This window comes from Flavobacterium sp. GW823-FHT04A11 (assembly GCF_058796535.1).
The window spans coordinates 2,651,060-2,673,917 of the sequence record NZ_CM179503.1 but is presented as its reverse complement, the minus strand read 5'-3'; the positions used below and the strand labels follow the sequence as shown (position 1 = coordinate 2,673,917).

25 protein-coding genes are annotated in these 22,858 nt (G+C 33.0%); 19 read left to right on the top strand and 6 right to left on the bottom strand.

Going from position 1 to position 22,858, the window contains the following annotated elements; all coding sequences use genetic code 11:
• The first annotated feature begins 147 nt into the window (after positions 1–147).
• Genes AC3QL1_RS11430 through AC3QL1_RS11405 form a run of 6 tightly spaced genes read left to right on the top strand, consistent with a single transcriptional unit; the run spans position 148 to position 2,615 of the window.
• On the top strand, positions 148–570 hold the full coding sequence (locus tag AC3QL1_RS11430; protein WP_492491438.1) for a DUF4142 domain-containing protein: 423 nt from the start codon (positions 148–150) through the stop codon (positions 568–570).
• Positions 571–610: 40 nt separating this feature from the next.
• Positions 611–1,258, top strand: coding sequence for a porin family protein (locus AC3QL1_RS11425; RefSeq protein WP_492491437.1), 648 nt, complete (start codon positions 611–613; stop codon positions 1,256–1,258).
• Between the two features lie 44 nt (positions 1,259–1,302).
• On the top strand, positions 1,303–1,455 hold the full coding sequence (locus AC3QL1_RS11420) for a lmo0937 family membrane protein (protein WP_117590293.1): 153 nt from the start codon (positions 1,303–1,305) through the stop codon (positions 1,453–1,455).
• A 48-nt stretch (positions 1,456–1,503) separates the two neighbouring features.
• Positions 1,504–1,788, top strand: coding sequence for a YtxH domain-containing protein (locus AC3QL1_RS11415; protein ID WP_492491435.1), 285 nt, complete (start codon positions 1,504–1,506; stop codon positions 1,786–1,788).
• 35 nt (positions 1,789–1,823) lie between these two features.
• Positions 1,824–2,213 (top strand): phage holin family protein, encoded by a 390-nt coding sequence (locus tag AC3QL1_RS11410; RefSeq protein WP_492491434.1) that lies wholly within the window; start codon positions 1,824–1,826, stop codon positions 2,211–2,213.
• A 6-nt stretch (positions 2,214–2,219) separates the two neighbouring features.
• Complete coding sequence (locus tag AC3QL1_RS11405; protein ID WP_492491433.1) at positions 2,220–2,615, top strand: hypothetical protein; 396 nt, start codon at positions 2,220–2,222, stop codon at positions 2,613–2,615.
• A 457-nt stretch (positions 2,616–3,072) separates the two neighbouring features.
• Here AC3QL1_RS11405 and prfA read toward each other — a convergent pair whose 3' ends face one another.
• The 3 genes from prfA to AC3QL1_RS11390 all read right to left on the bottom strand — a co-directional run bounded on the left by prfA (position 3,073) and on the right by AC3QL1_RS11390 (position 5,028).
• Positions 3,073–4,149, bottom strand: a complete 1,077-nt coding sequence (gene prfA, locus AC3QL1_RS11400; RefSeq protein ID WP_042566333.1) for a peptide chain release factor 1 — start codon at positions 4,147–4,149, stop codon at positions 3,073–3,075.
• A 244-nt stretch (positions 4,150–4,393) separates the two neighbouring features.
• The gene (locus tag AC3QL1_RS11395; RefSeq protein WP_492491431.1) at positions 4,394–4,804 is read right to left on the bottom strand and encodes a hypothetical protein; all 411 of its coding nucleotides are present in this window, start codon (positions 4,802–4,804) and stop codon (positions 4,394–4,396) included.
• Positions 4,805–4,839: 35 nt separating this feature from the next.
• Positions 4,840–5,028, bottom strand: a complete 189-nt coding sequence (locus AC3QL1_RS11390) for a type II toxin-antitoxin system HicA family toxin (RefSeq protein ID WP_492491430.1) — start codon at positions 5,026–5,028, stop codon at positions 4,840–4,842.
• Between the two features lie 441 nt (positions 5,029–5,469).
• On the opposite strand from AC3QL1_RS11390, the gene AC3QL1_RS11385 reads away from it, so the two are divergent.
• The 3 genes from AC3QL1_RS11385 to AC3QL1_RS11375 all read left to right on the top strand — a co-directional run bounded on the left by AC3QL1_RS11385 (position 5,470) and on the right by AC3QL1_RS11375 (position 8,500).
• Positions 5,470–7,251: an AAA family ATPase gene (locus AC3QL1_RS11385; protein ID WP_492491429.1), complete on the top strand. Its 1,782-nt coding sequence runs from the start codon at positions 5,470–5,472 to the stop codon at positions 7,249–7,251.
• A gap of 2 nt (positions 7,252–7,253) precedes the next feature.
• A complete protein-coding gene (locus AC3QL1_RS11380) occupies positions 7,254–8,063 on the top strand; it encodes an AAA family ATPase (RefSeq protein WP_492497569.1) in 810 nt (269 codons plus the stop codon).
• 101 nt (positions 8,064–8,164) lie between these two features.
• A complete protein-coding gene (locus tag AC3QL1_RS11375; protein WP_492491428.1) occupies positions 8,165–8,500 on the top strand; it encodes a DUF2511 domain-containing protein in 336 nt (111 codons plus the stop codon).
• Positions 8,501–8,621: 121 nt separating this feature from the next.
• Here AC3QL1_RS11375 and AC3QL1_RS11370 read toward each other — a convergent pair whose 3' ends face one another.
• Entirely contained in the window at positions 8,622–8,999 is a 378-nt protein-coding gene (locus AC3QL1_RS11370; RefSeq protein WP_492491427.1) for a GreA/GreB family elongation factor, read from the bottom strand.
• Positions 9,000–9,342: 343 nt separating this feature from the next.
• Positions 9,343–9,684 carry a hypothetical protein gene (locus AC3QL1_RS11365; protein ID WP_492491425.1) on the bottom strand — a complete coding sequence of 114 codons (342 nt, stop codon included), beginning with the start codon at positions 9,682–9,684 and terminating at the stop codon, positions 9,343–9,345.
• 308 nt (positions 9,685–9,992) lie between these two features.
• On the opposite strand from AC3QL1_RS11365, the gene AC3QL1_RS11360 reads away from it, so the two are divergent.
• From AC3QL1_RS11360 to AC3QL1_RS11325, 8 genes are all read left to right on the top strand, one after another.
• On the top strand, positions 9,993–10,286 hold the full coding sequence (locus AC3QL1_RS11360; RefSeq protein WP_492491423.1) for a hypothetical protein: 294 nt from the start codon (positions 9,993–9,995) through the stop codon (positions 10,284–10,286).
• Positions 10,287–10,289: 3 nt separating this feature from the next.
• On the top strand, positions 10,290–11,087 hold the full coding sequence (locus AC3QL1_RS11355) for a PhzF family phenazine biosynthesis protein (protein WP_492491422.1): 798 nt from the start codon (positions 10,290–10,292) through the stop codon (positions 11,085–11,087).
• A 77-nt stretch (positions 11,088–11,164) separates the two neighbouring features.
• Positions 11,165–12,202: a leucine-rich repeat domain-containing protein gene (locus AC3QL1_RS11350; RefSeq protein ID WP_492491420.1), complete on the top strand. Its 1,038-nt coding sequence runs from the start codon at positions 11,165–11,167 to the stop codon at positions 12,200–12,202.
• 22 nt (positions 12,203–12,224) lie between these two features.
• A complete protein-coding gene (locus AC3QL1_RS11345; RefSeq protein ID WP_492491418.1) occupies positions 12,225–12,653 on the top strand; it encodes a copper resistance protein NlpE N-terminal domain-containing protein in 429 nt (142 codons plus the stop codon).
• Between the two features lie 140 nt (positions 12,654–12,793).
• On the top strand, positions 12,794–13,549 hold the full coding sequence (locus AC3QL1_RS11340; protein WP_492491416.1) for a helix-turn-helix domain-containing protein: 756 nt from the start codon (positions 12,794–12,796) through the stop codon (positions 13,547–13,549).
• 61 nt (positions 13,550–13,610) lie between these two features.
• Positions 13,611–14,768 (top strand): FAD-dependent oxidoreductase, encoded by a 1,158-nt coding sequence (locus AC3QL1_RS11335; RefSeq protein ID WP_492491414.1) that lies wholly within the window; start codon positions 13,611–13,613, stop codon positions 14,766–14,768.
• Between the two features lie 155 nt (positions 14,769–14,923).
• Positions 14,924–17,227 carry a type IA DNA topoisomerase gene (locus AC3QL1_RS11330; protein WP_492491412.1) on the top strand — a complete coding sequence of 768 codons (2,304 nt, stop codon included), beginning with the start codon at positions 14,924–14,926 and terminating at the stop codon, positions 17,225–17,227.
• Positions 17,228–17,553: 326 nt separating this feature from the next.
• Positions 17,554–18,030 (top strand): DUF6265 family protein, encoded by a 477-nt coding sequence (locus AC3QL1_RS11325; protein WP_492491410.1) that lies wholly within the window; start codon positions 17,554–17,556, stop codon positions 18,028–18,030.
• Between the two features lie 227 nt (positions 18,031–18,257).
• On the opposite strand, the gene AC3QL1_RS11320 is transcribed toward AC3QL1_RS11325, so the two are convergent.
• Positions 18,258–19,418, bottom strand: a complete 1,161-nt coding sequence (locus tag AC3QL1_RS11320; protein ID WP_492491408.1) for an MFS transporter — start codon at positions 19,416–19,418, stop codon at positions 18,258–18,260.
• A gap of 177 nt (positions 19,419–19,595) precedes the next feature.
• Between AC3QL1_RS11320 and AC3QL1_RS11315 the strand changes: the two genes are divergently transcribed.
• Positions 19,596–20,321, top strand: coding sequence for a hypothetical protein (locus AC3QL1_RS11315; protein ID WP_492491406.1), 726 nt, complete (start codon positions 19,596–19,598; stop codon positions 20,319–20,321).
• Positions 20,322–20,548: 227 nt separating this feature from the next.
• Entirely contained in the window at positions 20,549–22,831 is a 2,283-nt protein-coding gene (locus AC3QL1_RS11310) for a TonB-dependent siderophore receptor (RefSeq protein ID WP_492491405.1), read from the top strand.
• The last annotated feature ends 27 nt before the right edge of the window (positions 22,832–22,858 follow it).

Genomic DNA, 22,858 nt, shown 5'->3' with positions numbered 1-22,858 from the left:
TTAATGAAAGCAATGCCCATGTTGAGAGCAACATTTTTAAGTTTATTTTTTTTATTTCTTATGATTTGCACCACGTCGTGCAAGAAAAATAATCCGATAGAAAATACCTTAAAAAATGAAACTTTTAACACGAATGACAAAGAACAAATGGAAGCTTACTTTTTTATTGCGACGGCAAATTTAAGTAAGGTCATTATTTCAAAAAGTCAGATTGCTCAGCAAAAAGCTTCAAAAAGTATTATTAAGCAATTAAGCAGGAAAATAGAAGATCACCAAAGTAATTTGTTACAGGATGTAGCAAAAATAGCCAACAAAAGGCTGGTGATTGTTACAGAAATAAATAACTCCAATAAACTGGAATTATACAAATTAATTGACGCTAGTGCACTCAGTTTTGATAAAGCTTTTATGGATTCGTTGTTGGAATCATTAAAAGAACAAACTCAAGCATTAGAATCGGTTTCTAAGAAAACGAATGACGAAGTGATTTTGAAATTAGTATTGCATTATTTGCCAGAACTGTATCAGTTTTTAAGAGAAGCTGAACAAATTAAACAACAAATAAATTAAATGCCTGTAGAGCAATTATTAACCTAAATTATCACAAATTATGAAAATGCAATCAAATTTATTATGCGCCTTGGTCCTTTTTATGACAGCTTCTTTTGGAATGTTACACGCTCAGGACGAAAATGTTACAACCGAGTTTGGTGTAAAAGGGGGATTCAACATGTCTAACTTTTTATCAGACGATGATGAAGTATCTGATGAAAATATGCTATATGGTTTTAATGCAGGTGTATACGCTACATTACCAGTTTCTGATTTTGTAGCTATTCAGCCAGAGATTTTGTTCACTACAAGAGGTTCAGAGTTAGAATATAACGACGCTTTCGGTAGTCAAAAAGCAAAATTCAAATTAAATTATATAGAAGTTCCTTTGTTAGTTAGAGTAAACATCACTAAAAACTTTAATCTTCAAGCCGGTGGATATGCATCTTACCTTGTAAGTTCTAAAGTTACGGGAGAAGGAACAGTTGATTTTAATGAGGAAATCGATACAGATGACTTAAACAAATTCGACGCAGGTATTGTAGCAGGTGTTGGAGTTGACTTTAGCCCGATAAGCGTTGGTGTTCGTTACAACTACGGTCTTACAACTATTGGTAAAGAAAGAACTATTGCAGGAGAAACTTTTAGAGCTCCGGATGCAAAAAACAGTAACTTCTCTGTTTACTTATCATACAAACTAAATTAAAAAATAAAAATTAATCAATTATTAACCATAAATAAAACAAGACCATGTCAAATTTATTATACACAATCGCAGTAATTCTGGTTATCCTTTGGGCCCTTGGGTTCTTTGTATACAGCGCCGGAAGCATTATCCACATTTTATTAGTAATTGCTGTTATCGCAATTCTATTCAGACTTATTAAAGGTCGAGAAATTTAAAAAACACAAATAATTAAATAAATACATTAATCAATTAAATCAAATATTATGAAAACTAGTAGCACAATTTTAGGAATTTTAGGAGCCGCAGCGGCGGGAGCATTTTTAGGAGTTTTATTCGCACCGGATAAAGGTTCAAACACAAGAAAAAAAATCACTGATAAATCTAAAGATTACGGAGATAACTTGAAAACAAAATTTGACGGAATCGTAAGCACAATTACTTCAAGCGGTAAAGATATTATCGATGAAGGAAAAGCAAAATTCAATTCTGTAAAAGAAGACTTCAACAATGCTAAAGATGAAGTAAAAGCTGTAAAAACGAACTACTAAGAAGTGATTTTTTTTAAACATAAAATACCTTTATCATGGAAACAAATGCAACAACAAGAGACGACGAAAACATTTTTGAAAAAGCTGAAAATTATACCAGAACAAGTATTGAATTAGTCAAACTTAAAACGGTATCTGCATCGGCAGATGTTCTTTCAACATTAACATCTAAAATAGCCGTTGGCGCTGTTGTTGCATTTTTTACCTTGTTTCTTAATATTGGAATAAGTTTATGGATTGGAAAACAGCTTGGAGAGTATTCTTACGGCTTTTTTATACTGGCGTTATTTTACCTGATTGTTGCTGTTGTATTACACAAATTTCAACATTCGCTAATAAAAACACCTATCGGAAATATGATTATTTCCAGCATTTTAAAAGAAACTAAAACTGATTCAAACGAAACTGACCAAGCATTAAATTAAACTGTTATGGGAACCATCAAAGAAAACATTTTTACTGTTGACAGATTAGAACAAATGATTCTTGAAACAAAGGCGCAACAAAAACAGGACTGGATTGCAATAAAAGATGAAGTTGCAGAAATTAAACACAATCTAAAACCGCTAAATCTTATTAGAAATACGGTGGAAGAAATTAATGAAACAGTAGGAATTAAAAGCAATTTGGCACAATCTGCGATCAGCATAGGAATTGGTTATATCGCAAAGAGATTAGTAGTAGGAAAATCAGATTCGGCGTTTAAAAACATCTTTGGATCTGTAGTACAACTGCTAATAACCAATCTGGTTTCAAAACCACATGAATCTTCTCATGACGACGAAACGGAAGAAGAATCATCACCATACGAACCATCTAGAGAGTAATTGTTTAAACTAAAAAATAAGTATTATGGAAAAGCTAAGCGAAATAGTATTGAAAAATGGTGTATACGTTTACTCGAATCTATATAAATGTTTTGAATTTACGAGAGTATTTTTAGGTATCTAACTTGCATTATACGTTTTATAAACAAACGGTTAATCAGTTAATATCCTACACTATATTTTAGGTTCAAAGAGACTAAGTTACAAAGATGCTAGATTATTTCTTTGCAGGTTTAAAACTTAATTCTGAACCACAAAAAGAGACTGTTTCTATTATGAGACAGTCTCTTTTTCTTTTAAGGTTCTAAGTGGCTAAGATACTAAGATTCTAAGTTTGATCTTTATCTAAAAAAAAAAGGCTGTTGTACTTATCGTAAAACAGCCTGTTTTTTATATTAAATCCTTTGTACTTTGGAACTAAAAACTTAGCAACTCAGAACCTTAGAACCTTAGCATCTTAGAACACTTCCGAAGCTTCCTTCAATTTCTCCATATTGTTTACCAATTGTAATTCGGCAACAATTTTTTGGATATCACCATTCATGATGTTTCCTAAATCGTAAAGCGTTAAACCAACTCTGTGATCTGTTACACGACCCTGAGCGTAGTTGTACGTACGAATCTTAGCCGAACGGTCACCAGAACTAACCTGAGAAGTACGTTTTGTAGCATCTTCAGCTTCTTTCTTAGCCAATTCCTGTTCGTATAAACGAGAACGTAAAACGTTCAAAGCTTTATCTTTATTTTTATGCTGTGATTTCTGATCCTGACATTGCGCCACCAATCCGGTTGGAATGTGCGTTAAACGTACCGCAGATTTCGTTGTATTAACCGATTGTCCTCCAGGTCCAGATGAACAGAAGAAATCCACACGAACATCGTTCATATCAATTTGTACATCAAACTCTTCCGCTTCCGGTAAAACCATTACCGTAGCTGCAGATGTATGCACACGACCTTGAGTTTCTGTCTGAGGAACACGCTGAACACGGTGTACACCGGCTTCAAACTTCAAAGTTCCGTAAACATCTTCTCCCGAAACTTCAAAAATTACCTCTTTGAAACCACCTGAAGTTCCTTCGTTCATATCTACAACCGAAGTTCTCCAACCTTGATTTTCACAATATTTCGTATACATTCTGAATAAATCTCCTGCAAAAATACTTGCTTCATCCCCACCCGTTCCGGCACGAATCTCGACCATTACGTTTTTCGCATCTTCAGGATCTTTAGGGATCAACATAAATTTGATTTCTTCCTCAAGTTCCGGCAATCTTTCTTTTGCTTCGTCTAATTGCATTTTGGCCATTTCAACCATATCTGCATCACTTCCATCCGCAATAATTTCGTTTGCCTCATCTATATTAGCCATCAAAAGCACATATTCATCGCGCTTTTCAGCCAATGCTTTCAGGTTTTTGTACTCTTGATTCAATTGCACATAACGTTTCTGATCAGAAATAACATCCGGCTGGATAATCAAATCTGAAATCTCGTCAAAACGCTGTTTTACTATTTGAAGTCTATCTAACATTTTCTAATTCCTTTTATTGGAGTGCAAATTTACGAAATTTTTGTTGAAAATTCTATCATTAACTTTTTGAGTTTTTTAAGGGTTTATTTAATAGAAATTTTGGTTGTTTTTTGGAGCTGTTTCCTGCTATCCGTTGCAATCTTTTGTTCCGCTAAAGCTTCACAAAAGGATTTCCACTTCTATCAGGGCTAGGGATTTTGGTTTCAAAAGAGAAACTCGTCTTCCACGTATTACAATTAGTGATTTAAACCAAAGTCAGATCACTTAATTCATCTGCTAATTTGTGTAACCCTTTAGAAATCTGCAACATTTTGTCGCTTGATAAAGTGGCTAAGCCTTTAGTATATTGGCGAAATAAACTTTGATTCATTTCTGCATAATGTTCAGCAAAAGCCGACTTATTAATTACACTAAAATAATCAAAAACCTGCTCCAAATCTATTTGATAATTAATATCAAAATCAGCAATTTTAACCTTTTCTCCTTGTTCCTGCAGAAATTCTACATGATATTGAAGGACTTCATTAAAATTTGCTTTTATTTCAGATATATTGCTTCCTACCGTAGCTAATCCATCAATTTCTTTTGCATAAGCCGAAAAACCTGTAGCAGTCTTTTCTATAATAACCGAAATTACCCTTTTTTTTGTATTCATATTAGTCTGAATTTTAAATTTAAAAGCTGTAGCATTTATTTAACTCCTGCTGCTTTTAAAATACTATTTAAAGTGCCATTTGCTATTTCTTTACTCCCATGCCTCGGGATCGTAAGTTGATTCTGTTTTGTTGGGTGTCGATATAAATCATGGTTTGCTCCATTTCTATAAAGAAACCAACCATCTTTTTTGAGAAGTTTCAACAACTCATTTACTGAAGCCATCTGCTTTAATTTAAATTACCACATATATCTGTATTTCATTTTTTGTGGTATTTAAATATTTTTAGATCAAGCAAATTTATAACAATTTTGTTATATAACAAAATTGTTATAAATTAATTTTATTCTCCATTTATGGTTTTCCGTAAAATCAATGAATTAAAGAGATTTACTTTAGCAAAAAATCAGGTGTTTATACTTAGTGATTAATTTAAATTAAAGACGATGTTTGTTTTTATAAAACTCAATTATTGCAATCTACGCTATTGAGCTTAAGGTTTTCATAAAATAGTTGAATTTTAAAAAAATACATTTAAAAATAATAAGCATTAAGTTCGTAAATATCTACTTATTTGAGGTGAGATTATAAATGATTTAATAATACATTGTTTAAGATGTCTCTCATTATAAAGACTATACTAACTACAACTAACAAATAAAAATATGGCTTCCACAACAACAAACAAAAAAGAAATTGTAGACTTCCTTTGGGAATGGGCTGAAATTAATGGCGGATGGAGCAAACTTCTGATAGATAAAATTGTAAGCACAGAAAGTAATTTATTACCAGCCGATAGAAACCATATTTTCAATTACTTTTTGCAATCAATAAATTTACACACAGGACTTCCTCAACTCACAACAACTAAACCAACCTATATTCCAACTGATAAAGTAATAGAATTAGAAACATTATCAAATATATCAGGAGTAAATAAACTTGCAAAAAATCAAATATTAAAGTTTAGTAAAAACATAACTGTCATTTATGGTGAAAATGGAACTGGTAAAACGGGCTATGGCAGAATACTTAAAAATTTAGGATTTAGTTATGACCCAAGCAATACAGTTCATTCAAATATTTATGGTGGAGTTGAAGCAAAAACGGCCACTATAAATTTCAAATCAAATGGAGTAACTCAAGTATTTAATTGGACAGGAGAAAACAAAGATGCTGAACTTCAAAATATTTCAGTTTTTAATAATAGTTGTGTTCAAATTTCGCTTTCTGACAGGCAATTAATCGTTTCACCAATCGGCTTTCATCTTTTTAATATTGTATCATCAGAATTAAACGAACTTACGCAATTACTAAATACTAAAATTTCTCTATATCCAACTGCAATTACTTGGATCGACAGTTTAAATTTAGGAACCCCACAACAAATTTTCGTTTCAAGTCTTTCTGTATCTTCAACAGAGCAAAAATTAACGGAACTTTCAAATATGACTCCTGCTCAAGAGCAAGAATTAATAGATAAGCAAACAGAATTATCAAAATTAAATAAAACTTTACTTGAAACAGAAATTCAAAATCTTAGTAGTTCATTCACGGAACTTGTTTTAATAACAAACAAAATCGAAAATTCGGAAATAAATTTCACTTCACTAAATTGGCAAAAACTTCTTGACTTAAATAAGGAAATAAAAAAATTAGAAAGTCAAACTAAAACAGGAATTAAAGAAATAGCAGAGAGTAACGGAATTGAATTCTACCAAACATCTCAATTTCAGCATTTTATAAAGGCAGCAGAAGATTATATAAAAGTCATTAATAAGCCAGAATATCCGAATGTAGATGAAAGTTGTATATATTGTTTACAACCACTTGAAAAAGATGCTAAAATTTTATTGTCAAGTTACAGAGCACTTCTTAATGATAAAACACAAGAAAATTTATCAGCGTTAACTCAGCAGAAAACAGATCTTATAAATCAAGTCTCAAAAATTGAGACAAATTTATTTTTTCATTACCCTACATTCGGGCTGGATGAAAAGCAAAAAGCAATTCAACCTATAGAAATTTTAGAATTCAATAAATCTTTAGAAATTTTAAAATCAATTTTTACAGCAGATAAAATTGTTGAAGGTTCAGTATTCAGCTTTGATTACAGCAAATACATTAAATTCTTAACAGATAAAAAAACTATTATCAATACTGTTCTTGAGCAAAAAAAAATGTTGCTTACAAATCTTGCTGCAAAAGAAACAGAACTAAAAAATAAAATTTCCGAACTTAACGATCGTAAATTACTTTCAACTAAGACGACTGAAATTAAAGCAATAATCACCAATCTAAAAATAGTTAAAGCACTTCAATCAAAATCAAATAGTTTTTCAACAAATGCAATAAGTCGAAAAACGACAGATGCAAGGCAACAATTAGTGGAACAAAATTTCAATGATTTATTTCAAGCGGAATTAAAACTATTTAATCAGATTTAAAGATTGAACTAAATTTTGGAACTGACAAAGGAAAATCTAAAATTTGGCATAGACTCAATTCAAATTACACTCTTTCAGATATATTAAGCGAAGGAGAACAAAAAGCTATTTCATTAGCTGAATTTCTTACTGAATTGCAACTAGACAATATTAAAGCTCCTGTTATTTTTGATGACCCAGTCAATAGTTTAGATCATCGAATAATAGATGAAGTAGGAAAGAGATTTATTGAACTTTCTAAACAACGACAAGTAATCATTTTTACTCATAGTATATTGTTGCTTCACAGCTTAATTCAACAATCAGAGTTAGATACGAATAAACAAGCGAATGTGGAATTTATTTTCCATAAGGTGAAAAGCAATTTTGGTACAACTGGAATACTTGATGAAGTTGAAGAAATAAATTCATTTAGTTATTATATTAAAAAACTTCAAGCAGTTATCGATACAAAACCATCTCCAGATCTAGATGAAGCTAAGTTGGTTGCAGAAGGTTATGGTCATTTGCGTTCTGCTATTGAAATTTCTGTAGAAGATGATTTACTAAAAAAAACAGTTAAGAGATATAAAAAAGGTGTGGCATTTCCGTCTTTGTTAAGAATTGAAGGAAATAAAATAGACACTAATAAAGGAAAGATAAATGACATTTACGAAAAGTGTTGTGTTTCAATTGATGGACATAGTAGTCCAGAAGAAATACATACAACTCCAACAATTACAGAATTAAAAGTAGATTATGAAGAGTTTAAAAAAGTTCGTAAAGTATTTACATCAGAACAAATCCCACTGGCGCGAGGATCCCGCTCATGAAATAAATCCATGTCAATAACAAAACACGAAGCCCTTTGTAGTCACGAGCGGGACGCTCGCGCTAGCTTGAACTATCGTATTAAACCAATTAATTAATCTATATGAAAAAAATCTATGCCTTAGCTATTCTGTTGACGCTCATATGTTCATGTTCAAATGATAATACGTTGAAATATTCAAAAGAAGAATTTGGCAAAAAATGGCCTTTTTCAGTTAATGAAATAGAAGTCTATTGTGACGGTTATAAAGAAATTTATTGCAAAGCAAGCGACGGTAAAATTTATGCTTTAAATGGTTCTGCAAAAACTGCTTCAAAGGATAATCCTAATGTTAGCAAAATTGAAAACATTTGGCTAGATGATCCTGAATTTGAAGGATTAAAAATTCCTTATGTTCAATTTATAACTGAAGGACTTAAACTTTGTAAAGACAAATAGACTTGCTGTCTTGTCCTGAAATAAATTTATACAAAAGTGTAAACCTAACAAAACCAAAAACATCCCAAAAAGAAAAACTCTTCCGGGATGTTTTTATGAACTGTAAAACATAAAAAGATAATTAAACCTCCTCTTCTACTTTTAAAATTTCTAATTTCAGATTGCCTTTTTTAGCGGGCCATTCTATAAGATCTCCTACTTTGTAGCCAATCATGGCAAGACCTTCATCAGAAAGAATCGAAATTTTGTTTTTGCTTGTTTTTGCTTTTTCAGGACCGACCAGAAGTATTGTTTTTTCCTCATTATTGATGTGGTCTTTGTACGTTATTTTTCGGTTTATCGAAACAATATCTTCCGGCATATTTTTTCTCAATACCTGAGTTGCCTTTTTTAACTGGCCTAATAACAACTCTTCTTCTTGCGGAGTTACTTTTTTTCTTCTTACGTGATCTTTGATTAAATCGTATGTTCCTGTAGTTAATATAATATTTTGTGACATAACTTTCTTGTTTGCTTCATTTTACATCCATTATGACATACACTCTTCACTGAATATTTTGCAGCCGGGCAAATTCAATGATATCATATTCCCGAATTAAAATTGAAGATTAAATAAATGACTATATAAATAAAAGGTTCCCTGTCTAGAGTTGTGACAGGGCAGAATGAATAAACTCTTTTGAGTTTTTTAAGAAAGTATCATCATGCAAATAGGATAACGTGCACATCAGGCGCATTAAACAGCTATTTACTAAATAAAAATTTGAAGTTACCATTGTATTTTATTCTTGTTGCAAGATACTCTTTTTTCTTACAAAATAAAACTTTCAATATAGAAAAGCCTATATAGTATTAGCCTGCAAATGAATTCTATGCAAATCATCCAATATTTCCATTTCGTCTTCCGGTAAAAGCTGCAGCGCAATTTCAAGCAGATTCATTACATTATTATCCGCTTCATTAAATGAGAAAGTGGCCTGACTTCGGGCATCGTCATTTAGCAAAATAATACTTGCTTTTAAAAGACTTGAAACCATCATATTAAGTTCATTATAACAAGATACTCTCAACTTTACGCTAAACGAATTGTCACTATTATTTTCTGAATTTAGTTTTTTGAATTTGTTAATTCTATTCATCGATTCTAAAAATTGGATGACTTTTTCTTTATGTTTTATTTCCATGATTTTCTGATTTTTTATTCAGACAATAATACAAGTAATAAATTACTTTTAAGTGATTGTATACAATCGGTTGTATGCAACTGATGTCTTGAAAAAAAATAATTACATTCGAATTTTTAATTTTATATTCGTTGTACTAAAAATATCCTGTGCATTAAATGAAAATACATTCGAAATTTAGAACCTTATATTTAATTAGAATAAACATACTTTTTTTCATATTTGATTTCTTTTGCCTTTCTAATTTTTTTAATAGTTTTCGAACTGAAAATTATAAAGTAATTTTAGGATCAATTTTATTTTTAGCATTGAGTATATTTTTTCACATTCGTAAACTTAGTTCTGTTAATGAAATTACTGTTTTAAAAACAGGCATAAAAAAAACAACCTTAGCTTCGCATAAAGAAGAATTTATTCCTTTTTCTTCTATGCTAAATATCAAAACAGAACGCATTCAAGGATCATATAGCGATGCGGGACAAATAACTAAAGGTTATTTTGAAAGCACAATATTTCTCGAAAATGGAAAAGAATTATTAATTAGCCCTGATCAATATGAGAATTATCTGGAAATTGTTGTCGCGATCAGAAATAAAATTTAAAAAATGAAAACATACTTTGTAGACTCGTTTACGAATGAAAAATTTAAAGGAAATCCGGCTGCGGTTTGTTTACCCAACACAGAACTAGACAGCAAAACGATGCAAAGTATTGCAACTGAAATTGGATTTTCTGAAACTGCTTTTATAAAACAAATCTCAGACAACATTTACAGCATTCGGTTTTTTTCGCCAAAGACAGAAATTCCGTTATGCGGACATGCGACATTGGCTTCGTCAAAAATAGTTTTCGATACGACTTCATTTGAAAATATAAAATTTATTAACCGTGACAATGTGGAGCTGCTTATTGAAAAAGTGGGAAATAAAATCAAAATGCAATTTCCTGTTTACGACACCCAGGAAATAGAAGTTCCGCAAGAAATGCTGGACGCACTTGGAATTTCTGAAATGGCAGAAAAAAGATACAGTTCGAAAAATAATATAATTTTAATTGAAATTCAAAGTGCCGTCGAACTCGCAAACCTTAAACCTGATTTTACGGCTTTGGTAAATTCATATACCGGAATAAACGGAGTTTTGGTAACTGCAGTTTCTGATAATGAAGATTTCGATTTTCATTACCGTTATTTTTGGCCTTGGTCAGGAACAAATGAAGATCCTGTAACTGGCGGTGTTCAAACTTTCCTGACCAAATATTGGGTACAAAAACTCAACAAAACAAAATTGAACGCGTATCAGTCTTCATCAAGAACAGGAAAAATGAGCACAGAACTTGTAGGCGATAAAGTTTTTATTTTAGGAGAAGCGGTAAAGGTATTAGAAGGGGATTTTGTTTTGTAAATTCTCCATTATTAAAGCATTTTAGCCGGCAAAATAGAATACGATCAATTTCCAAAAGCTTAAAAACAAAAAAGTAAATGAAAAATTTTATCTCTACTGTATTCTGTCTTTCTTCTTCCATAATCATTTTAAGCTGCAGTTCAGGAAAAAATATGGGCATAACATTCCAAAGTCCACAATTGACTAATGAATTTTCGGAATTGCCATTTCTAGAAGATGATAGTATTAGATCAGCTGGGAGTAATGCTGTAACGATGTCTGTTTCTCCAAAAAATATTTCGGAATTTAAAGTTTATAAATCCCTTAACGAAGCTGTTAAAGTGCCTGATGAAGTCATAATATTAGACCTTTCCTCTCAATCCCTAACTGAAATATCCGAAGAAATAAGAGCTTTTCATAATTTGAGAAGCCTTAGATTAAACTACAACGAAATAAAACAAATACCTGAGTGGATTTCTGAACTGGAAAATTTAATAGAGCTGGATTTGTCTATGAACGAAGTGAGCACAATTCCTAATTCATTACTAAAACTTAAAAAGCTCACCCACTTAAATTTAGATCTGAATCTTATCGCTGAGCTTCCCAGTGAGATTGGCAATTTAAAAAGCCTTGTTGTATTTAGATTTACGAACAACAAGATTACCAAACTTCCTGATTCAATAGGAGAACTCAAAAATTTATATTTATTAGATATAAGCAGTAACAGCTTAGTCACTTTGCCTGAATCGTTAAGCAATTGCTCTAATCTAGTAAATTTAAGTATTCATTATAATAAATTAACCAAAATACCGTCAGCAATTGGTAATTTGAAAAAATTAACCTGGCTGTATTTTAATAAAAACCAAATTTCTACTTTACCCGAAAGTTTCGTGGGTTTATCAAATTTAAGCTATCTTGGTCTTAGTGAAAATCAGATCAAAATACTTCCTGAGAATTTTGGAGAATTAACCAATTTGCATGGATTTGACATAGATGATAACAAACTGCAATCTATACCTGAATCTTTTTTTAATATAAAATCGCTTGGAGATATTCATTTGAAAAACAACAAATTAAACAATGCAACCAAAAGAAAATTAGAAAGAAAATTTAAGGATATTCCTCTATATTTATAGTTTATAATAAAAATTAAAATTTATGAAAATATTAATTACCACATTTCTTTTAATTTTCAATCTGACATTATTTGCACAATCAAATAATTTCGCTGGTGATTATGCACGCTCACTTTCTGAAGAAGGAAAACATATCATTGAATATAAACTGACTTTAAATCAGGACGGAACATTTGTATTTCACTCCTATTCGAAAATGCAGGGCGGAAGACCATCGGAAATAAATAAATACGGAAAAGGAAAATGGAGTGCAAAAGATAATATGATTACTTTTTCGACCAATAAACAAGAAGATTTTGATGAAAAATATACGCTGGATTTTAATAATTCTGCGGCGAGATTTGTAACTAAGAATCCGAGAGATAAAAGTGATAAAATAGTTAAAACAAGACTTGTGTTTGTTGCGTCGGAAATTTTCTGGATGCAAAGAATTGATGTTTTTAAAGTGTGAAATTAAAAGAAAAATTTCAATCGTAATTGCTAGTGTGATTGTTGCGTTCCTCGCAAGGACTTGACAGCACTACTTTCGCAAAACAAAAAAACAAAAAACTTAGTGCCTTAGCGCCTTAGTGGCAAAACCCCATACTTCGCATGAACAACGATTTCTACTACAAAGCTATAGAACCAGACGAGTCACTTCTTGACTTTGTAGAAAATATTGGCATGTTTCATAACAAGTCAGACAAAGACATGGAAGTAGTATTAATGCCAGACGGAAGAATTGATTTGTTTTTTATGCAAACTGAATCAGAGCCTTTTCAAATTGCACTTATTGGTTTGGAAAATGTGCCTGAACAACAAGTTATTCGGGCCAATACCTGGGCTTTCAAAATTAGTTTTAAACCCTTGGGAGCCGAATATATTTTGCAGACTTCTATTGCCGATATTTTAAACAGTGCCAAAGTTTTACCGCAAGATTTCTGGGATATTATCAACGGCGATTTAAGAGATTTTGAAGACTTTTATACTAAAATAGCCCAAAAACTAAAAGAACTTTTACCCGATAAAATTGACGAAAGAAAACGCCAGCTTTTTAAACTCGTTTATGAATCAAACGGTGAAATAAAAATACAGGAACTTTCAGAAAAAATCGCCTGGAGCAGCCGCGAAATTAACCGTTATTTCAACAAACAATTCGGACTTTCGTTAAACGCTTTCTGCAAGATTTTACGTTTCAAAGCTTCTTTGGAGCATATTGCAAAAGGCAGACTTTTTCCGGAATTGAACTTTACAGATCAAAATCATTTCATCAAAGAGATCAAAAAATTCTCCGGCGTAGTACCCAGCGAATTATTAAAAAATAAAGATGACCGATTTATACTATTATCCGTCCTGAAACAGCAATAATTTTGTCCCAACCAAAGGCTAATAAGCCAGTTGGAATAAAATTAATTTAAACTAAACAGGAATGTTACTAGAAAATAAACAAGTTGCCATAATTGGCGGCGGCCCGGGCGGAATTACTTTAGCCAGACTTTTGCAATTGCAAAACGTAAACGTAAAACTATACGAAAGAGATTTAAATAAAGATGCCCGCGTACAGGGTTCTCCGCTTGATATGCACGACGGATCTGGATTGGCAGCGATTTACAAAGCTGATTTATTTGAGGAATTCAGAAATAATTTCCTTCCCGGCGCAGACAAAACCTTAATCTTAAACGAAAATGCTGAGGTATTTTATAGCGATCACGAAATAAATGTTCATGAAGATTTTGGTAACGAACACTTTCGCCCTGAAATTGATCGCGGTGCTTTACGCAAAATCTTACTGGAATCTTTACAACCCGAAACCGTGATTTGGAACAGTCATTTTGTTTCAATGGAAAAACAAAACGAAGGCTGGTTATTGCATTTCAAAGACGGCAAATCTGCTTACGCCGATATTGTAATCGCTTCCGATGGCGCTAATTCAAAAATCCGACCTTATATTACCGACATCAAAGCTTTTTATACCGGAATATTAATGCTGGAAGGCAATATTTATGAATCGGCAAAAAATGCGCCTCATATTGCTTCACTTATAGATGGCGGAAAAATAATGGCTTTTGGAGACACAAAAAACATATTATTGGGACAAAAAGGCGGCGGCGATCTTGGTTTTTACGCGAGTTTTAAAACCGATGAAAACTGGGCAGCAACAAACGGTCTGGATTATAGCGATAAAACACAAGTCCTGAATTGGTTTAAAAAACAATATCCGGAATGGAGCAGCATTTGGTACGAATTATTCGAAAATGTTTCAGCGCCTTTTATTCCACGCCCGATTTATTGCATGCCTCTGGATCAAACCTGGGAAGCTTTGCCCAATTTAACCATGATTGGCGATGCGGCGCACGTAATGCCTCCTTTTGCCGGCGAAGGCGCCAATATGGCCATGCTCGATGCTTTGGAATTAAGTGAATGTTTAACTTCTGATCAATACAAAACATTTCAGGAAGCTATTTCAAGCTATGAAAACAAGATGCGCGAAAGAGCTTCAAAAGCCGCACAGGAATCTATTGAAAATGGAGAAAAAATGCACTCAAAAGATGCCTTGAAAACGATGTTGGAGTTTTTTAGTCACTGAGATGCTGAGATACTAAGATTCTAAGTTGCTGAGAAAAAACTTTCATATCCAGCCTTTTAACCACAATACAAAAAACTTAGCATCTTAGTATCTCAGTCCCTTAGCAACTTTCTTATAATAAATCCTTAATTTCGCTCTTAAATTAGAAAGAGAAAATGAAGGTCTGTATTGCCGAGAAACCAAGTGTAGCACGAGAAATCGCATCCGTTTTGGGCGCCAATACCAAGCACGATGGGTATTACGAAGGCAACGGTTATGCCGTGACCTACACTTTTGGGCATTTATGTACTTTAAAAGAACCCAACGATTACAAACCGCACTGGAAAAGCTGGGATTTGAATAATCTGCCCATGCTTCCTGAAAAATTTGAGACCAAAGTCGTCGAAAATTCAGGAATTCAAAAGCAGTTTAAAATAGTTAAAAGTCTGTTTGACAAAGCCGAAGTCGTTATAAACTGCGGGGATGCCGGACAGGAAGGAGAACTGATTCAGCGTTGGGTAATGAACGAAGCCAATTACAAAGGCGAGGTGCAGCGCTTATGGATTTCGTCTTTAACAACCGAAGCCATAAAAGAAGGTTTTGAAAACTTAAAACCATCTACAAATTACGATAACTTGTTCTACGCCGGATTTTCAAGAGCCATTGGCGACTGGTTATTGGGTATGAATGCGACGCGTTTGTATACCGTAAAACATGGCGGTTACAAACAAGTTTTGTCTATTGGACGCGTGCAAACACCAACATTAGCAATGGTGGTAGATCGATGGAAAGAAATAGAAAATTTTAAACCGCAACCCTACTGGGAATTACAGACTTTATACAGAGAAACACTTTTTAGTTATGAAGAAGGCCGTTTTCTCAAAAAAGAAGATGGAGAAATTTTAGCCAATAAAGTCAAAGAAAGTGAATTCGAAATTGTTTCTGTCGAAAAAAAGAACGGAAACGAATATGCACCAAAACTATTTGATTTAACGGGTTTACAGGTTTATTGCAATACAAAATTTGGGTTTTCGGCAGATGAAACGCTTAAAATTGTGCAAACTTTGTACGAACAAAAAGTAGTTACCTATCCCAGAGTTGATACCACATTTTTACCAAACGATATTTACCCCAAAGTACCGGGAATTCTGCAGAAATTAACCCATTATGCCGAATTAACTCAACCGCTTTTAGGAAAAAAGATAAAGAAATCGCCGAAGGTTTTCAACGATAAAAAAGTTACGGATCACCACGCTATTATTCCAACCGGAATAGAAAGCAATTTACAATACAACCAACAACAGGTTTACGATATTATTACAAGACGTTTTATTGCTGTTTTTTATGATGATTGTCTGGTTGCAAATACCACAGTAATTGGAAAAGCAGCCGAAGTAATGTTTAAAACCACCGGAAAAGAAATCTTAAAAAAGGGATTCCGTGTCGTTTTTGAAGATCCAAATGCCAAAGAAAAAGAAGCCGATTTATTGCCGAGTTTTGTTGTGGGCGAAAAAGGTCCGCATGAACCTTCGTTTTTAGAAAAAGAAACCAAACCGCCCAATCAGTTTACAGAAGCTACTTTATTACGTGCGATGGAAACCGCAGGAAAGCAGGTTGATGACGAAGATTTACGCGAATTGATGAAAGAAAACGGAATCGGTCGTCCGTCAACACGTGCAAATATTATTGAAACGCTTTTTAAACGCCAGTATATTGTTCGAAATAAAAAACAAGTTTTACCAACCCCAACAGGAATTCAGCTTATTGATACCATTCAGAATGAATTAATAAAATCGGCTGAATTGACGGGTTCTTGGGAAAAGCAGCTGAAAGATATTGAAAAAGGTACTTTTACTGCCGGTGCCTTTATTAAAAACATGAAACGGATGGTCGAAGCTTTGGTAACAGAAGTTCGAAGTGAAACCAGGCATGCCAATATTTCGCATGCCGGAAGTGTTCAAAAAGAAGTTGTAAAAACAGAGAAAAAGAAAGCTGCCGGGATTTTGGCTGAAGTTTGTCCGAAATGTAAAAAAGCGAATCTTATAAAAGGAAAATCTGCTTATGGATGTGGCAATTACAAATCCGGCTGCGATTTTGTTTTGCCATATACTTTCGCAGATAAAAAAATATCAGAAAGTCAATATTTAAGATTGGTTCAAAAAGGATCGACCGTAAATATAAAAGGTTTTAAAAATAATGGCGAAACCGTAGAAGGTTTAATTCGCTTTGAAGAAAATTACAAGCTAAAATTAGAACCAAAGAAAACAGCACCGAAAGCAAAATCAGAAGCAAATTCAGATTCATTAAAATGTCCGAAATGTAAAAAAGGAACAATCATGAAAGGCAAAACGGCTTATGGATGTGGTGATTATAAACTGGGCTGTGATTTTAAGGTTTCCTTTGATGAGGTAAGGGCCAAATTAAAAGATCAAAAACCTACTAAAGAATTGGTTTATGCTATATTAAACGAAAGCATTTAATTTTTTTTTGCCACAGATTAAAGGATTAAAATGATTTTTTTTTACCACAAATTTACTTCGTTTGTTCGCTATTGCTTGGGTCAAATTTTTTTTTCACGCAAATTCTGCAGATTTGAGCAGATTAATTTTGATTTAAAATTATAAATCTGCGAGCATCTGCTTAAATCTTTTTAAATCTGCGTGAAATAAAATCATTTTTATCCTTTAATCTGTGGCAAATTTCAAATCAGGAATTTTAAAAATTAATTCGTGAAAATTAGTGCAATTCGTGGCAACCTTTTTTTTCTTAAATTAGCTGTTGAATCTAACCAAAAAAACGAACCAATATGTTTCAAAAAACAACCTTCATTGTGCTTTTATTAGCTGTAGTTTCCTGTCAGAAAAAAGAAACTGCCGAAAAAGATAAAATCAAAATCGCTGACTGGCTTATCGGAACCTGGGAAAATAAATCTCAAGACGGCATTCTTACCGAAAGCTGGAAAAAAGTAAACGACAGTACTTTTAGTGCAACATCTTATTTTATAAAATTGGATGACACTTTGCATTCTGAGAAAATAACTTTAGCACAAAAAGGTGAAATGCTAATGTATAGCGCAACGGTTAACGGTCAAAACAATGACAAAGCAATTGATTTTGGTTCAACCACAGAAACGGAAAACAAACTGGTTTTTGAAAATCCATCACACGATTATCCTCAAAAAATTACTTATACAAAAGGAGCAAATAATACTTTAACGGCTGAAATTTCCGGAGATTTAAGAGGTAAGAAAACGACAGAGAAGTTTATTATGGTGAAGAAGTAAATAATCGCGCAAAGCCGCGAAGTCGCAAAGTTTTTAAACAGTTATTGAATTGACTCCTGCTTTAGCTGGAGTAAAAATAAAGTCAATATTAGAAGGCTTTAGCCAAATAAGTTTCGGCTAAAGCCTTTTTAAATACAATTATATAACCTCCAGCTAAAGCAGGAGGCAATTCAGAAAAAAACCTTAGCATCTCAGAACCTTAGCACCTTAGCATCTATAAAAAAAACCTACTCATTTTCTCCGATCTTATTCACCATAAAAATCATGAGTATTCCTAAAAGTGCCATTATTAGAAACGCCCATTTCATACTTAGATATTCGGATATAAAACCAACCATTGGCGGAACAAGCAAGAAACCAAGATAACCAATTGTAGATATAGAAGTTAAGGCAGAACCGCTGCTTAATTTTGATGATCTTCCGGCGATACTAAATACTAAAGGAACTACGCAGGAAACCCCAAATCCGATTAAAACATAACCAAAAATAGTGGGATAAGCATACGGCAGGATAAAGCAAATTCCAAATCCTAAAGTGATTAAGATTCCGCTGTAAAGCAGAATTTTTTTCGTGCCAAATTTCATAACTCCGTAATCTCCAAATATACGCCCTAAAGTTACGGCTGTTGCAAAAAACACAAATGCGGCACTGGTTAATTTTGGCGAAGCCTTTAGAATATTTTCAAAATAAATTCCGCTCCAGTCGTACATCGTATTTTCGCAAGCCATAGAAACAAAACAGATCAGAGCAAACTTCACCAGATTTTTTTCCGGCATCGAAAAGAACTTCTTTTTCACCGGAACCGGCTCATTGTGAATACTCAACGGATAAAAACAAGCGGTAAGTGCCATCATAAAAACACTTACTCCCAATAAATGATAAGATGGCGCAATATGCTGTGTTACCATTACATAACCTAAACCTGCTCCCGAAAAAACAGCGATACTCCAAACCGCATGGAAACGGGTTATAATTGATTTTGGATATAATTTCTGAACCTCGAGTGATTGTGCGTTTATCGATAAATTGAAGATATTACGAGAAGCTCCAAAAATTAAAAGTATCATAACCAACTGCCATACAAAAGCGGCTAAACCGGGTAAAGACAAAGCAATATTAAACATAATTGCGCCTAACAACATGATGTAACGACTGCTGTATTTGTTTAACAACATTCCGGTAAAAGGCATTGTCAACATTAAACCAATTGGAAAAGCAAATAAAACTGCCCCAAACTGAGCTTCAGACAGCTGCAATTGTGTTTGTATGTGCGGAATTCTGGATACCCAGGAAGAATATCCAAAACCTGAAATGAAAAAAAATACGGTATTGGCTAATCTAAATCCTTGTGGTGAATTCTGGATTCTTTTAAAAAAAGGGAGAATCATTTATGTAAAATTTATTTGCGTGCAAATTTAGGCCTTTTAAACTAAACTCTCTCTTTTTAATTTTAACTGATCTTCCTTAAATAATAAATCATTTTCAATGGTTTTATTTTTAATTGTTCTAAATAAGACTTAAGTTTGTAGAAAATATCATACTTAACAATTTTTAAACCTGATCTTATGAAATCAAATACTTTAAAAAAAATCATCTTAGTTCTTTTTATGCTTGTTGCGACTCCGCAATTGTTTGCTCACGCACTTTGGATCGAAACTAAAGCAACAGGAACAAAAGGAAAAGCACAGGAAATCTCTGTTTATTTTGGAGAATTTTCAGATAATGACATTACAAAAGCTGATAAATGGTTTTCAGATTTAAAAGATTTCACTTTGGTTGTTATTAGTCCGTCAAAAAAAGAAACAAAACTTACCGCAACAGCTTTAGAAAATAAATACCAGGCTTTTTTCACACCCGATGAAGACGGAGTTTATACGATTGTAATGCACCATAAGGTAAAAGATGTTTACGGAACTATGGTTTTAGATTATAATTCAAGCGCTACAGTTACGGTTGGAAACGCTGCAAAAGGAAACGAAGCGACTGCAAATACAAACGTAATTAGTGTATTTTCTAAAGATGCAGTTACTGCAAAACAAAAAACGAAAATAAACGTAAACGCTTTATACGAAGGAAAAGAAGCAAAAGAGCAAAAAATTAAAGTAATCGCTCCAAACGGCTGGGAAAAAGAATTGTGGAGTAATGATAAAGGAGAAATTTCTTTTACACCAATCTGGCCGGGAAATTATATGGTAGAATTTGCTTATACTGAAAAAGCTGCCGGAGAACATAACGGAAAAAAATATGATGAAATCTGGAAAATGGCAACTTATTTAATTTCGGTTAAATAACTCAATTCTATAAATTTCAAAAGCCTTGTTTTACGACAAGGCTTTTTTTGTGATTGAAAATTATTTTTTTTAGTAATAAAATTTAAAAATTAATAAACCAAAAAATTAATCCAATCTTAAGCAAGATTTAAGCAAAAATTAAGGAAGAATAATATTCAATAAATTTTGTTAAACAATCGATGTATTTATATTTGCGTACTTATTTTTATTGAATCCAAATAAATACCATGAAACAAAATTTACTTACCGCTATCTTTTTTTTAATCGGTTTTGCGTCTTACAGCCAACAATATTCAAATACTGAAAATAAAGCTGTTCAGGACACTGTAAAAAATAAAAAAGGAGAAACTCTTAATGAAGTAATTGTAACCAAAAACAAAGAGCCTAAACCTGTTACGGCTGTTCGTTCTGGTTTAAAACCAATGGATAATCCGCAATCGATACAAGTTATTGGTGCCGAGATTATCGAACAGCAGCAAGCCATCAGATTAAGCGAAGTTGTAAAGAACCTAAACGGTGTTTATGTAGGATCTGCCCGTGGCGGTGCGCAGGAATCATTCTTTTCAAGAGGATATGATATGAGTGCCAATAATATGTTTAAAAATGGGTTTCGCTACAATGCTGGTTCAATACCAGAAGTTTCATCTTTAGAAAAAGTGGAATTCCTAAAAGGAGGTTCTGCTTTATTATATGGAAATGTTGCACCGGGTGGAATTATGAATTTGGTTACCAAAACACCAAAATTTACTTCTGGTGGTGAAGTATCTATGCAAATGGGAAGTTATTCTTATTACAAACCAGCTGTTGATTTTTACGGACCATTAAACAAATCCATTGCATACCGTTTTACCGGATCTTACGAAAACTCAGAAAGCTTTAGGGATTTTGTAAAAAACGAACGTATCTACATTAATCCTTCCTTCTTATTTAATGTTTCAGATAAAACACAAATTACATTACAGGGGGATTATTTAAGTGCTGATTGGATTCCTGATTTTGGTACAGGAATCTATGAAAAAAAAATCTTAGATTTGCCTCGTAATGAATTCTTTGGAGCGCTTTGGTCTACTGCCAATACTAAATCTTCCAGTGCTTCTTTGTTATTTAATCATGATTTCAATAAAAACTGGAAGTTAAATTTTAATTCTTCTTACCAATCTTACAGAAGAACACAAACGTCTACAGCACAATTAAGTACAATTGATGTTGATGGAAACTGGAAACGCGGTTTGACAAAATCTGATGGTGCTGAGCATATATTTGGTGATCAATTAAGTTTACAGGGAACTTTTAATACAGGCAGCATTAAACACCAGATTTTTACTGGAGCTGATTATGAAAATTCTCTTGCTCCAAGCTATACTTATGGTTTTTATGAAACCCCAACTTCTACAGTTGCAATTACTACTGAAGCGAAAGCAATAGATCTTAATAATTACGATTACAGCACGCAAAGTCGTGATATACCATACCCAACCAGAGCAACTCAATTGGCAACTACAAACACACAACGTTTTGGTGCTTATGCGCAGGATTTAATTTCGGTTACAAAATATATAAAAGTTTTAGCAGGACTACGTTGGTCATGGCAGGACAGTTATGTAACAACATCGAAAGAGGTAGTTACAAAAGGAGTTATCACAACTTCTCTTGAAAATGCAACAGCAGTGGAAGGAGCAAAAACTGTAAATAAAGCTTTTTCACCTAAAGCAGGATTAGTGATACAGCCTAATAAAGATTTATCCTTATTTGCCAGTTACTCAAACTCTTTTACTCCAAATACAGGAACAACCGCAGATTTGAAGCCTTTAGATCCATCTATTATAGACCAATATGAAGTTGGTGTAAAAAAAGATTTCTGGAGAGGTCTTTTGAGCACAAACGTAACTGTATATCAAATATCTAATAATAATTTAGCACAAACAGCTCCTTATTTGGCAGATGGTGTTACTCAAAACACAAATACTGCAATAAAAGAATTGGTAGGTGCTACAAAAGGAAAAGGAGTTGAAATTGATATCACAGCTACCCCATTAGAAGGACTAAGTATTATGGCTGGTTATAGCTTTAATGAAACTAAAGTCTCTAAATCATCTGGAACAAATGGCAGCCTTGTTGTGGGAGACGTTTTAGCAAGAACTCCAAAAAACACTGCCAATTTGAGTTTCTTCTATAAATTACCTGCTGGCTTATTTAAAGGAGTAACTTTTGGAGCGATTGGAAATTATGTTGGTGACCGTACCGGAGGCTGGAATGATGATTATTTATGGACTCCAGTTGTACCGGCAACAAATCCACCAACTTATGTAGTAACTATTAGAGATAGAGATATTCCGTTAGAAGGATATACTACAATAGATGTTTCTGCCGGTTATGAATGGAAAAAATTCTCGATTTTATGCCGATTATCAAATATTACAAACGAATTGAATTATACCGTTCACGAAAATTATAGTGTAAACCCAATAGCGCCACGTCAGGTTATGACGAGTCTGCGTTATAAATTCTAAAATATTTTAAATTAGTTTCATTTGCCA

Bases quoted from the DNA above. Each gene is read 5' to 3' on its own strand.
- AC3QL1_RS11430 (WP_492491438.1), top strand. From the start codon at position 148: ATGGAAGCTTACTTTTTTATTGCGACGGCAAATTTAAGTAAGGTCATT.
- AC3QL1_RS11425 (WP_492491437.1), top strand. From the start codon at position 611: ATGAAAATGCAATCAAATTTATTATGCGCCTTGGTCCTTTTTATGACA.
- AC3QL1_RS11420 (WP_117590293.1), top strand. From the start codon at position 1,303: ATGTCAAATTTATTATACACAATCGCAGTAATTCTGGTTATCCTTTGG.
- AC3QL1_RS11415 (WP_492491435.1), top strand. From the start codon at position 1,504: ATGAAAACTAGTAGCACAATTTTAGGAATTTTAGGAGCCGCAGCGGCG.
- AC3QL1_RS11410 (WP_492491434.1), top strand. From the start codon at position 1,824: ATGGAAACAAATGCAACAACAAGAGACGACGAAAACATTTTTGAAAAA.
- AC3QL1_RS11405 (WP_492491433.1), top strand. From the start codon at position 2,220: ATGGGAACCATCAAAGAAAACATTTTTACTGTTGACAGATTAGAACAA.
- prfA (WP_042566333.1), bottom strand. From the start codon at position 4,149: ATGTTAGATAGACTTCAAATAGTAAAACAGCGTTTTGACGAGATTTCA.
- AC3QL1_RS11395 (WP_492491431.1), bottom strand. From the start codon at position 4,804: ATGAATACAAAAAAAAGGGTAATTTCGGTTATTATAGAAAAGACTGCT.
- AC3QL1_RS11390 (WP_492491430.1), bottom strand. From the start codon at position 5,028: ATGGCTTCAGTAAATGAGTTGTTGAAACTTCTCAAAAAAGATGGTTGG.
- AC3QL1_RS11385 (WP_492491429.1), top strand. From the start codon at position 5,470: ATGGCTTCCACAACAACAAACAAAAAAGAAATTGTAGACTTCCTTTGG.
- AC3QL1_RS11375 (WP_492491428.1), top strand. From the start codon at position 8,165: ATGAAAAAAATCTATGCCTTAGCTATTCTGTTGACGCTCATATGTTCA.
- AC3QL1_RS11370 (WP_492491427.1), bottom strand. From the start codon at position 8,999: ATGTCACAAAATATTATATTAACTACAGGAACATACGATTTAATCAAA.
- AC3QL1_RS11365 (WP_492491425.1), bottom strand. From the start codon at position 9,684: ATGGAAATAAAACATAAAGAAAAAGTCATCCAATTTTTAGAATCGATG.
- AC3QL1_RS11355 (WP_492491422.1), top strand. From the start codon at position 10,290: ATGAAAACATACTTTGTAGACTCGTTTACGAATGAAAAATTTAAAGGA.
- AC3QL1_RS11350 (WP_492491420.1), top strand. From the start codon at position 11,165: ATGAAAAATTTTATCTCTACTGTATTCTGTCTTTCTTCTTCCATAATC.
- AC3QL1_RS11345 (WP_492491418.1), top strand. From the start codon at position 12,225: ATGAAAATATTAATTACCACATTTCTTTTAATTTTCAATCTGACATTA.
- AC3QL1_RS11340 (WP_492491416.1), top strand. From the start codon at position 12,794: ATGAACAACGATTTCTACTACAAAGCTATAGAACCAGACGAGTCACTT.
- AC3QL1_RS11335 (WP_492491414.1), top strand. From the start codon at position 13,611: ATGTTACTAGAAAATAAACAAGTTGCCATAATTGGCGGCGGCCCGGGC.
- AC3QL1_RS11330 (WP_492491412.1), top strand. From the start codon at position 14,924: ATGAAGGTCTGTATTGCCGAGAAACCAAGTGTAGCACGAGAAATCGCA.
- AC3QL1_RS11325 (WP_492491410.1), top strand. From the start codon at position 17,554: ATGTTTCAAAAAACAACCTTCATTGTGCTTTTATTAGCTGTAGTTTCC.
- AC3QL1_RS11320 (WP_492491408.1), bottom strand. From the start codon at position 19,418: ATGATTCTCCCTTTTTTTAAAAGAATCCAGAATTCACCACAAGGATTT.
- AC3QL1_RS11315 (WP_492491406.1), top strand. From the start codon at position 19,596: ATGAAATCAAATACTTTAAAAAAAATCATCTTAGTTCTTTTTATGCTT.
- AC3QL1_RS11310 (WP_492491405.1), top strand. From the start codon at position 20,549: ATGAAACAAAATTTACTTACCGCTATCTTTTTTTTAATCGGTTTTGCG.